The organism is Desulfobacterium sp. N47 (genome assembly GCF_051233685.1).
Taxonomy (GTDB): domain Bacteria; phylum Desulfobacterota; class Desulfobacteria; order Desulfobacterales; family RPRI01; genus RPRI01.
In genome coordinates this window covers 36,163-48,299 of record NZ_JBAMMY010000084.1, presented here as the reverse complement: position 1 = coordinate 48,299, position 12,137 = coordinate 36,163, and the positions used below count along the sequence as shown (strand labels likewise).

General features: G+C 41.2%; 7 protein-coding genes. All 7 read right to left on the bottom strand.

Annotation, left to right across the window (positions count from 1 at the left end):
• Window positions 1–124: 124 nt before the first annotated feature.
• Window positions 125–313 carry a type II toxin-antitoxin system HicB family antitoxin gene (locus VXK47_RS05550; protein WP_435547781.1) on the bottom strand — a complete coding sequence of 63 codons (189 nt, stop codon included), beginning with the start codon at window positions 311–313 and terminating at the stop codon, window positions 125–127.
• 158 nt (window positions 314–471) lie between these two features.
• Window positions 472–2,481, bottom strand: a complete 2,010-nt coding sequence (locus VXK47_RS05545) for an alpha amylase C-terminal domain-containing protein (RefSeq protein WP_435547780.1) — start codon at window positions 2,479–2,481, stop codon at window positions 472–474.
• Between the two features lie 24 nt (window positions 2,482–2,505).
• On the bottom strand, window positions 2,506–4,026 hold the full coding sequence (locus VXK47_RS05540; RefSeq protein ID WP_435547779.1) for a glycogen synthase: 1,521 nt from the start codon (window positions 4,024–4,026) through the stop codon (window positions 2,506–2,508).
• 31 nt (window positions 4,027–4,057) lie between these two features.
• A complete protein-coding gene (gene glgP, locus VXK47_RS05535; RefSeq protein WP_435547778.1) occupies window positions 4,058–6,607 on the bottom strand; it encodes an alpha-glucan family phosphorylase in 2,550 nt (849 codons plus the stop codon).
• A gap of 163 nt (window positions 6,608–6,770) precedes the next feature.
• Window positions 6,771–11,063, bottom strand: coding sequence for an amylo-alpha-1,6-glucosidase (locus tag VXK47_RS05530; protein WP_435547777.1), 4,293 nt, complete (start codon window positions 11,061–11,063; stop codon window positions 6,771–6,773).
• A gap of 6 nt (window positions 11,064–11,069) precedes the next feature.
• A complete protein-coding gene (locus VXK47_RS05525) occupies window positions 11,070–11,576 on the bottom strand; it encodes a MogA/MoaB family molybdenum cofactor biosynthesis protein (RefSeq protein ID WP_435547776.1) in 507 nt (168 codons plus the stop codon).
• Window positions 11,577–11,579: 3 nt separating this feature from the next.
• On the bottom strand, window positions 11,580–12,116 hold the full coding sequence (pyrR, locus tag VXK47_RS05520) for a bifunctional pyr operon transcriptional regulator/uracil phosphoribosyltransferase PyrR (protein WP_435547775.1): 537 nt from the start codon (window positions 12,114–12,116) through the stop codon (window positions 11,580–11,582).
• Window positions 12,117–12,137 lie beyond the last annotated feature (21 nt).

Genomic DNA, 12,137 nt, shown 5'->3' with positions numbered 1-12,137 from the left:
GCCTGCGTAACCGTTCATTGAGTATTGGCTCAAGGATTTTAAATCGTTTTGATATTCTATCTTTTTCCATGAGCTAATCATGGAGCAAATTTGAAAATTATGCAACATAAATGTTATAGTTATTTTATGACAATCTCTTATCTTCAGGCAGCATGATATCGACGGGATCTGCTTCGAGATAAAGTTCAATGGCTTCCTTGAGGTTCTTTGCGGCTTCTTCAGTCCGGCCCTGAGTAACACATCCTTTCAGAGCAGGACAATATGCCGTAATATAACCATCCATTCCTTTTTCTAAAACAATTTTAAGTATCATTCTGTTATACTCCAGTAGTATCTGTGTTGATCTTCCGTTTAATAATCAATGCGTCAATTAAATTAATAACGGTTTTTTCTTTAACCGCTTTTGTTTTTTGGGTCGATGAGCGGAAATAGATTCTTCAATCAGCCAACCGCTCCCATTATTTTCTAAGCTTATTCTATATATTTCAGAACGATTCCGGTACGTGTAGGAAGATAAAGGCTGATAAACTGACGCTTTGAGTCTTTCGTTTCATCAAAAATTGTTTTATGTACATGGCCTGGTATAAGGCGGCCATGACCTCCATATATTATAGCATCGCTGTCAAAAATCATTTGGTATGTTCCGGGAGGAGCATCAAAGCAGTAATTTGTAAATGAGCTGGTTGGGTGAAAATTGAAAGCAAATAAAAGGCCTGCTCTCCTGAAGGCAATTATCTTATCATATGCATTTTCATATAAAAGCTTTGGAGCAGAAGTTTCCAGTATATGAAACTGCTTTGCCAGAGAAATCATGTCGCGGTCATAATTTGCAAGAAGATGATATTTTAACATAGGATCGTCAACAAGATGCCATTGACGTCTGGCATAATGGTATGACCAATTGTTTCCTTGTCTTGGGAAATCTATCCATTCCGGATGTCCGAATTCGTTTCCCATAAAATTTAAATACCCGTTTCCTGCTGTAGACAGAGTAATCAGTCTGATTAATTTATGTAAAGCAATTCCTCTGTCTACACGAAAATTGTTGTCGTCTATAGTCATATGATCATACATATCGACGCCTATCAGTCTGAAAATAAGGGACTGATCTCCGACAAGAGCCTGATCATGCGACTCGCAATAGCTTATTGATTTATCTTCTATCCTTTTATTGTTTAGTTCGTACCAGAGATGTCCGGTTGACCAGTCTTCATCATAGGAATCCTTAACAAGACGGATCCAGAAATCGGGTATACCCATGGCAAAGCGGTAATCAAAACCGAAGCCGCCTTCGGATACCGGCACTGCGAGTCCCGGCATTCCGCTGATATCTTCAGCTATGGTTACGGCATCCGGCCTGATGTCATGTATCAGCTTATTTGCAAGGGCGAGATAGGTAAGAGCATCTTCATCAACATCTTGGCCAAAGTAGCCATCATATGAAGTAAATGCTTCTCCCAGACCGTGATGGAGATATAACATGCTTGTGATGCCGTCAAACCTGAATCCGTCGAAATGGTATTCTTCCAGCCAGTATCTGCAGTTTGATAACAGAAAGTTAAGAACTTCAGTTTTATTGTAATCAAAACATCTGGAATCCCAGGCGCTATGCATTCCACGGGGCCCATCATGAAAATATTGGTAAATTGTGCCGTCAAACCGGCTTAAGCCTTCAACTTCATTGGAAACGGCATGGGAATGAATTATATCCATGATAACGGCGATTCCTTCCGAATGAGCCGAATCGATCAGTTCTTTTAAATCTTCAGGAGTTCCGAAGCGCGATGATGCTGCAAAAAAATTGGAAACCTGATATCCGAAAGATCCGTAATAAGGGTGTTCCTGGATTGCCATAAGCTGTATCATATTATAACCGGAAGATACGATACGTGGTAGTATTGTTTCAGTAAATTCCCTGTAAGCACCGATTTTTTCTTCTTCCTGTGCCATGCCTATATGAGCTTCATAGATAAGAGGGGCATCTTTGAAACATTTAAAATCGGGAAACCTCCAGTTGTAAGGAAATTGAGGAAACCAGACCTGGGCATTAAAAATAAGGGTTTGCGGGTCCTGTACTACACGGGTTGCATATGAAGGCACCCTGTCTCCTTCACCACCCGGCCAGTGGATCTTCAGCCTGTATAAATCTTTATGTTTCAGGTCTTCTTCGGGAAGTACTATTTCCCAAATACCGGCTTCGCTGATTTTATTTAATGAGTATTTATTTTTTTCCTGCCAACCGGAAATCTCTCCGATTAAAAATATGGAATCGGCATTAGGAGCCCACTCCCTGAAGATCCACTGGTTATTTGAAAAATGAAGCCCGAAGTAATTATATCCGGAAGCAAAACCGGCAAGATTATTATTGCCTTTGGTAAGAAGAATTTCTTTGTTAATTATATTGGTTATCCGGTTTTCAATAGCATCCTGATAAAGTTTCAGGAAAGGGTCGTTTTTATAATATCTTTCTTGAATTATCATTGTCTCTTCCAATCGGTGTATTTATTAAGAAGTACTTATGAGCGGGCGCTGTAACATCTTTTCATAAAGATCCATATACTGTTTTGCCGTAACGGAATGATTGAAATTGTCAATGCTTTGCTGCATGATTCTTTTTATTTGTTTTTGTTTTATATCGGCAGATGTTTTATAAAAAATCATTGCCTGGCTGATTGCCCACGAAAGTCCCTGTGTATCGTAATAATCGAATAAAAATCCATTTCCGATATTTTTAGTCACATCAAGATTAGTTATAGTATCATGAAGACCGCCTGTGTTATGGACAATCGGCAGAGAACCATATATTGCTCCTATCATCTGCGGGAGCCCGCATGGTTCAAAACGGGACGGCATGAGAACAAAATCCGATGCTGCATAAGCGATACGCTCAAGCCTTTCATCAAAATTGCACACAGCGACCCTGTTATTAAAATTATGAAAATCAACAATGTTTTTAAAGATTGGCTGATATTCTCCGTTTGCCACAAATACAATCTGAAGATTTAAATCCCAGTAAGAAGAAACGACTTCATAAAGAATCTGTGAAAGAAGTTCAGAGCCTTTCTGGATTGAATCCAGTCTGGAAGGCCAGAAAAATAAAGGAGCCTGGTCATCTTCTATAAGTCCCAGAGTTTTCTGAAAAGATCTTTTATTCCTGATTTTTCCATTTACAAAATCATCTGCTCCATATTTATAGAAAATCTCATTGTCTTTGGATGGATTGAAAGTAGGTTCCGGGGCGTTCAGAATTCCTGTTGCACACTCTGAATGCCATTTATTCGACAGCTCCTGACGAAGACAAGTTTCAACAAAACTGTGTTTGCCCTCAATTATTTCGTTTAAAAAAGCAGGACTTACAGTATTTACATAATGAGCTGCAAAAACTCCGCTTGTAAGAAGATCAACAGGATTTGATTCACGGGTTCCCCAGTAATCATAAGACATATTCTCATAATAAAAATTTTGCCAGAACGAAGCTGCGTCAATACCCGCATCTTCAATATTAGACAGAAAAGTTTTAGTTGTGTGGATATTATGTATGGTAAACAGGCAGGGTATGCCGAGCTTTCTTGCCATGGCCGGGATCAGACCGGTCATCCAGTCATTGCAATGAATAAGATCCGGTCTCACACGCGGAATAATATTATTTATCACCTCACGCTGGAAAGACAGAGCTATTTTAAGATTTTCCCAGCCGTAGTTGGAATAAACATGATTCAGATAGTAAAACACCTTGTCTTCAGCAAGATGAATTCTTTCATTAGGTACTTTTTTGCGGATCAGATCCAGTTCTTTACCGAAAATACGGGCAAGCTGGGTGTTGAAAATTTCCCTGTAATCCGGAAGAGCAACATGCACATCTGCTCCATGTTCAAGCAGAGCACTAATTAATGCGGCGGAAACATCGGCAAGTCCGCCGGCTTTTGCAGTAAGATAATTAGTGATGTTTCCCATTCCTTCAGGTAGATAAGTTACTTCTGGTGTTACAATTAGTATTCGCGGATTATTTTTCGAACGGGGAGACATTTAGCTATCCTTTTATTAAATACTTAAACAATTATGCCCAGGTTAAAAAATCCTGAGTATTTTTTATCCAATCATCACCTTTTGGTATTACTCTCGCTGTTAAGCCGAACCTTCCGGTATCGCTGCAGGTTATAGCGCAGCTATAAATATAGCAGCCATTTCCAAGATTTTCTTCAACAATCATTCCTTCCGATTTACCATCAGTGACTGAATCAACAGAGTGTATGCGGCCGTAGTATACCTGTACATCTACTTCTTCAGGAATGATTTCACCTAGAAAGACTTCCGTTGAGACGTTGACAGTATCGCCGACACGAAAAGGACCCTGATCTTTTCTTTTAGGCGGTTCTATCCTGATAAGTTTCCATAGTGAACGCAGGCGTTCTCGCTGTAATGAATGCGCTCTTGCTTCTGCAGCACTATTTAATAAAAGATTCCGGTTATTTTCTGCTGACGAAACATAACAATGTTTTGTATAATTTGAAACCATAACATGGCTGCAAAAATTCTGCATAGCCATTTTCATGGATTCTTTCATTTTACTCAGCCAGACCTGTGAGTAATTGTTACTTTTTTTGTCATAAAAACAGGGGATAACCTCATCTGTAAGAACATTATACAAGGCCTGGCTCTCAACATTGTCCTGATACTCCGAGTCAAAGTATTCTTCTCCTTTTCCGATTCGCCAGCCTCTTTCTTCGGAATATCCTTCACACCACCACCCGTCAAGTATACCTACATTTAGCCCTCCGTTTATTGCGGCCTTCATTCCCGAAGTGCCGCATGCTTCAAAAGGACGTCTCGGAGTGTTCAACCAGACATCAGCTCCCTGAACAAGTATTCTTGCAGTATTGATATCGTAGTTTTCCAGAAAAATAAGGTGATGTCTTAACTCAGGCTTTTGCGCAAATCGTATCACAAATTTTATGAGATCTTTTCCTTCCTGATCTTTTGGATGGGCTTTCCCTGCAAAAATAATTTGTACAGGATGTGTTTTTGAGGTGAGAATTGATTCAAGCCGTTCGGGATCCATAAATAAGAGATGAGACCTTTTGTATGTTGCAAATCTGCGGGCAAACACAATCGTCAAAGCATCCTGATCAAGTACTGATTCTACATCGTTCATAATCATTTTAGGAGTGTTACGCTTCTCATATTGTTTTATCATAAGCTCGCGGCATTTGCGAATAAGCCTGGTGCGGTTCATTTCATGGACATGCCAAAGCTCTTCATCGTAAATTCCGTCGATACGGTTCATAATTGCAGGGTCCCATGGATGTTTATTCCATCCGGTACCAAGGTACCTGTCTAACAGAAGCGATATTTCATAGGATATCCATGATGGCACATGAACACCATTAGTGATATGCGATATGGGTATTTCATCAACCGGCTTACCCGGCCAGACATGGGACCACATTTTACGGGCCACAGAGCCATGAAGCTCACTGACTCCATTACAATATTGAGCCATTCTCAGGCCAAGGATAAACATTGAAAATTGTCCTTCGGAATCTTTCCATGCAGGTTTTCCCAAAGACAGAATTTCCTTTTCACTTGTTTCCAGTTCTTCCTTATAGCTTTCAAGATATGGTTTTACAATTTCTGCAGGAAATACATCATGACCGGCAATAACAGGGGTATGAGTAGTAAAAACAGTAGAACGGGGAACTATTTCAAGAGCTGTTTTATAATCAACATTGTGTTTTGAAATGATTTGAGCAATGCGTTCAATACCTGCAAAAGTACTGTGACCTTCATTGAGATGAACTACAGAAGGAAATATCCCCATACCCGCCAAAGCACGCATGCCGCCTATACCCAGAAGCACTTCCTGAGCCAGGCGTTTATTCTGATTAGCCGGGTATAAATTAGCTGTAATGTCCCTGATTTCGGGAGGGTTATCAGGCAGATTGGTATCGAGCAGATAAAGAGGAATTCGTCCTATACTTAACTTCCAGACACGTGCACGAATATTGCCGTTTGGCCCGTTTACCGTAACGTATAATGATTTTCCCGATAGATCGAGCGCCTTTTCAACCGGGATTTTATAAAGATCCGTCTCAGGATATTCTTCCTGCTGCATTCCGTCCTGGCTGAGAAACTGGCGGAAATATCCATGTTTGTAAAGAAGTCCAACTCCGGTCATGGGAAGCATCAAGTCGGATGCAGCTTTCAAATGATCCCCGGCAAGTACTCCGAGACCTCCTGCAAATAGAGGTATACACTCATGGATACCGAATTCCATTGAAAAATATGCAATATTATCGTTATGTTGAAATGGCGAATCCGGTTTGTCCAGCTTTTGAAGAACTGAGATTACAAAATTATCTCTGATTCGTTTCTGATGAGCAAGAAAGCTCCCGTCTACTGCAAGCTCTTCGAGACGTTCTTTAGGTGTATTTGTTAAAAATACGATCGGATTTTGTTCCGATTTTTCCCAGAGCTTCGGATCAATTCTTTTATAAAGCTCTTTTGCATCATTTTGCCAGCTCCACCATAGGTTCCGGGATAAAGTATCCAGAAAAGACAGAGGTTCCGGTATGATTGGAAAAACCTGAAAAGGCTGTATATGTTTCATATTTTAGAATCCTCTATATAAAAATAAAAGTTCAATGGTTCGGGGGTTCGAGGATTCAAGTGCTCTTCTTCTCCCGTGTCGTTCTGCAATATCGTTTGGGATATAGACGCTTCCTTTCACTTAACCCCTGAATCCTGGACCACTTGAATCCTTACAAGATTTATCATTTTGAAAGCTGTATCCATACACGCAGCATTTCACTTGCGCCCCATGCCTGCGCATCGCATCCCCTTGCTTTGTGCGGATAATCTCCGTCAACAATTTCAGGCACATGACCCGTACACCCATATATTATATGTTGTGTTGAAGAAGAAAGCAAAGATAAAGCACTGTTTTTAGCTTTATCTCCGTATGTCATAGCCCATGCTTCACAAAAAGACGGGAAAAGCCAGGTCCATGCAGTTCCGTTGTGATAAGCCGGTTTCCGGTTTGTATCTTCATCTCCTGCATATGTTCCCTTATATGGATTATGCGGATCATTAAGAACATTGCCGTGAAGTTTTATTTCAAGAGGCCTGTTTACATGCCTGTCGGCAAGGCTTCTGATAGCACCCGGAACAAGCAATTCATCACATGCGCAAAGGATTTGTTCACACAGGGTAAAATCCGAAACAGCACCAAGAGTTATTGCAAGAAGCTGGTTTGGTCTCAATGCATCGTCCTTTTCGGCTTTTTGTGCTGTAACTCCGGATGGGGCATCAAGGCAGTCTGAAAGATAGCCTTCTGTCAGCGGGAAGAGTTCATAAATTGATTTCTGAACTTTAGCTGCAAGGCCGCCCCATTTTTTTGTTGAATCCGATGGATCAATTTGGGAAAGAAACAACAGAGCTTTATACCACAGAGCCTGAATTTCTATCGGATAACCTTCGCGTGGAGTGCATGCAGGATAGTTGGTATCCATCCAGGTAAAATGAGCCGGGCTGAACAATAATCCGGAATCATAATCCATGTAGATTCCATTGGGTGTGCCGGATATTAAACGGGATGCCAGGGAAATCAGTATGCTTCGAATGTTTCTGTCATCTAAATTCCGGTTTAAAAAAGAATCTTCCCCTTTGGCGTTAAGCAAATCGGCGCAGGCAATAAAAAGCCACAACGGAGCATCTGAAGTATCTCTGTTTGCGGCATCGTGACCACTTATCATGTTTGGAATAGTTCCGTCTTTTTCAAACCTTGCAAATTGCTTTATTACAAGCTCTGCTTCTTTATGCTTTCCGGCTGCAATCATTCCTCTTGCAAATATAAGAGAATCACGTCCCCAGTCAAGAAACCATGGATATCCGGCTATTATTGATTTGTAAGATCCTCTGGCGGTTATATAATGGTCAAGAGCTAAGGTTAATGCTTCCTCGATTTTTAAACCGGGATGCCGCTTTTTAAAAGATGAATCTTTTTCTTCGGGTTCCGGGCATGAAGATTTATGCTTTATTTTACTATCAACGCAGGCAGATAAAACAACTTCTTCTCCTCCTTTAAGAAAGGTTTGAAAATAACCCGGACTAAAGAGATCCGAATTGGGATCAAGGCCCCTTTGGGCTTCTAAAGACCTGAAGATCATATACTGCCATTCAGGCTCATAAGAAAAATCACCTTTTGAAATATCCATGAAAAGTCCGAGTTCTGCATCAGGCGCAAACATAAACCCTGAAGATTTTGCAGACACAGCGCCGGGCCATAAATGCTCGGGCCCTTTGAAAGCTTTGGTTGTTTCATGAAAATTGCGGTATTCAATATCCGGTCTTAAAATAAGCTTTATCACCTTATCGTCGGATAAATTTCTATCCTGCTTATTTGAATACAGACGTGAAAAAATAATACGGACTGAATTTTCACCACTTACCATGTAAAGTCTAATATTAAGATGAATGTGTTCACCCTGACTTGTTGGTATGCGGTAGCGCCAGAGCCCGCCGTCTTTGTAATCAAATTCAAAGGAATCAAAGCAATCTGCGCATACGTCTTGTGAAAAACCCTGGAATACTACCCATGCCCGGCATCTCGAAAAAGCAACAAGCCTGTCCACAGGATATTCGCTGCTTGTATTTGCTGCAAGAATAGCATCATATTTACTATTCAAGGTTCCCCAGAATACAGGAACATGAAGCATTGCGCCGCGTCCGTTAGTATCAAGCATGCCGATCGGGTTTTTCAGCAATTGGGAACGGCTGAACACTCTTTTGAGTCTGATGTCTTCCGGTTCAGACAGAAAAAGAAGAGGCGCCTTTGCGTGGTTTGCCTGTCCTGCTTCGTATACAGTGAGTTTAAGAGTAAGTTGCCGGTGCTTTATAGGCGACTGAAGAGGAGAAAACAGCGCAAAAAACAAACCATCCGAACGGGGCAGGCTTTCTTCGTTGGATATAACAAAATTCCAGTCTGTTATTAATGCCTGAAAGGGTTTATCAGCAACTATCATAAGAAAATATGAGGGCGGTATCATTACTTCCCGCCTTACATCTTTGGGCCAGTTCCATACTTTTACTCTGGCTTCACCGGAAAACGGATTCAGGCTCCGGCAGAATTCAATCGGATCATCGGCAAGAGATTTGGATGCCTTTTCAATATCGAAATCTCCTATATCGTTATTTCCGTTATATATACTCAGAATATCAAGCGCCTTTGCGTTCATTTTCTGTTTTGCAACTTTTTCAGGTACGATAAAATCTTTTTCAGCTTTAATGTTTATAAGATCAAGATCATTTTCATCATTTGTCAGACATAACACCATGCCTGGATTAAGAAGGAATGAATTATAATCACCTTCTGAATCAACAGTAATTTTCTTTGATGTAAGAAGGTCAATATAAAATCTATCCTTCATCCCGGCTTTTTTTGCATCCCATGAGGCAAGAGTTTGATTGTTGTCATCAAGGTTTGCAACTATAAGCAGTTTTTTTCCGCTTGGGATATTATTGCGGAAAAGGACAATATAATTTCCCTCTCCATGATGGATTAAACTCAATTCCGTTTTATTGAAAAAGGCAGGATGGGCCTTAAGAATATTTGAAAGCACTTTTAAATGATCAACCTGGTTTTTTTCTGCTCCCCAGTTAAGAGAAGATGCGCCGTGCACATTAATTTTTTCTGTAGCAAACCATTCAACCCCATTTGCATAACCAAAAGATCCTTCGCAGGATATGAGAGCACATAAAGTGGTACGCATTCTGGCATAAGTTACAGAGCGTGAAGCGAGTCTGTTGTTATCATGGGTTTCTGCAAAATGGAGAAGAATACCGTCTTCAGAGGAGATAGCAATCGCATCGGGAAGATAATGTTCTATCTGACCCCGGTCGTAATTTTGGAATAATTCGGAATAAGCCAGGTTAAAGTTGCCTGTATTTAAAAGATCACGGGTAACTGATATTCTGCCTCCCAATCCTTCCAGGAAAAAAATAGTATCGGGGAATTGCTCTCTGACTAAAGATATGATAAACCGCCATGCGGAAAGAGGAACCATATAACCGGCATCGCAGCGGAATCCGTCAACACCTCTTCGGCACCATGTAAGAAATATGTCCGCCATATAATCCCACATATCTTTATTTGAATAATCCAGCATTGTAAGATCTTCCCAGCGCACACCCCATGCACCCGGCACTTGTATATGCCCGTCTTTGCCACGTACAAGCCACTCAGGGTTTGTTTCATGCAGAGATGCCGCCCAGCCGGTGTGATTGATTGCAATATCTATTAAGATTTTTGCGCTGCGGGTATGAATGGCGTCAACCAACTCAATGAACTGTTCAAGAGGCGTTGCTTTGGTGTCGAATTCGGCCAGCGCAGAATCAACAGCTGTAAAACTTAATGCTGCGTATGGACTGCCGAAACGGCCCATGCGCGCATATGTTGTGGGAGTGGGGTTAATAGGAAGAAGCTGGATAGCCCTGCATCCCAGCTTGCCGATAATAAAATCAAGTTCACGGATGAGATCACGAAATTTTCCCGAGGGAGGGATTACTGTATATCCTTTTGCATCAAGGTTTTGTATCCAGTCCGCTTGTGTCGGATCAGCGGCTCCTTTGCCCTCTTTGTTGGGTCCGAACTGACGTACAAAAGCATTGTAAATGATATTGGCGCAACAGGTTGCGGCAGGTTCTACATTTATTGTGGTATTGGGCCCGTCAGGCCATACAGGATCAACATCATCCTTTTTCAGAAAATAACATTTGGCTTCAAAATGCCCGACTTCGCAGAGAGGCACTGTAATGCCAAAAGTCAGGTCATCGATTTTTTTCATTGGAAGGTCAAACCAGTCTCTTCCTAAAGGCGGTTCGTCATGAATTACTTCTCTTATTATTTCACTTCTTGAGGTTCTTGCATGTCCTATGTTTGTACGAAGCCAGGCTTTTCCTCTGAGAGGGGCAGAGATTGTAAGAGTAAAAGTCTGTGCATCACCCCGAAACATCAGAATATGAGTTCCGGAAAAAGGATTCTGGGATACCCGGAATATATTTCCCATGAAGCACTATCCTTCCATGATATGTTTTACAAGATGCCCAAGTTCCGGAAAAATCAAAGCTTTGCAGGCAAGCTTGCAGGCTTTCAGACTGCCGGGCATACAAAAAACAATGGCATTTCCAATAATTCCTGCTGTGGCCCGGGATAACAGCGCTGCCGAATCTATTTCTTCAAAACTAAGCTGGCTGAATACAGGTCCGAAAGCTGTCAGCTCCTTTTCAAACAAGGGGCGAACTGCTTCAATTGTAACATCTTTGCTGCTAATTCCTGTGCCTCCGGTAAGCAGGAGCGCCTGAACTTTTTGCTCAAAAACAGCTTCTCTGGTTGTCTCTGCAATTTTATATATATCATCAGGTATAACCTGATAGAATGTTATATTGTGCCCTTCTTTAATCGCCAGTTTTTTTATCCAGCTTCCGCTTTCATCGGTTTTTTCAGTTCTTGTTGATGAAACGGAAATAACGCCGACATTTATACTTTTCGGGGCATGCTTTTTATGATCTTTAACTCCCATAATTTATCTTTTTTCCAGAACGACTTTATCTATACCGTCACACTCGGTTAATAGTACGTTTATACTTTCGGACAAACCTGTTGAAATATGCTTGCCGACATAGTTTGCCTGAATAGGAAGTTCTCTGTGCCCTCTGTCTACAAGTACTGCAAGCTCGATACGATCCGGCCTTCCATAGTCCATTATTGCATCCATGGCAGCCCTTATTGTCCTGCCTGTAAAAAGGACATCATCCACCAGTATAACCTGCTTTCCGTCTATGGAAAAGAAAACATCGGTTGCCTGAACTACAGGATTATGGCTTATTCTGGTCCAGTCATCACGATAAAGAGTGATATCAACTATTCCTGCCGGTATTTCAATGCCCTCGATCTTTTTTATTAATGCCTGTATCCTTTTAGCCAGAAAAACGCCTCGGGTTTGAATTCCTACAAGAGAGAAATTGTTGGCACCCTTATGAACTTCAAGAATTTCATGGGCAATTCTTGCGATAATACGTTCTATATCAGCTGCATCCAGTATGGGATGTATATTTTCCATCGTTTTCAGGCACCTGATTGT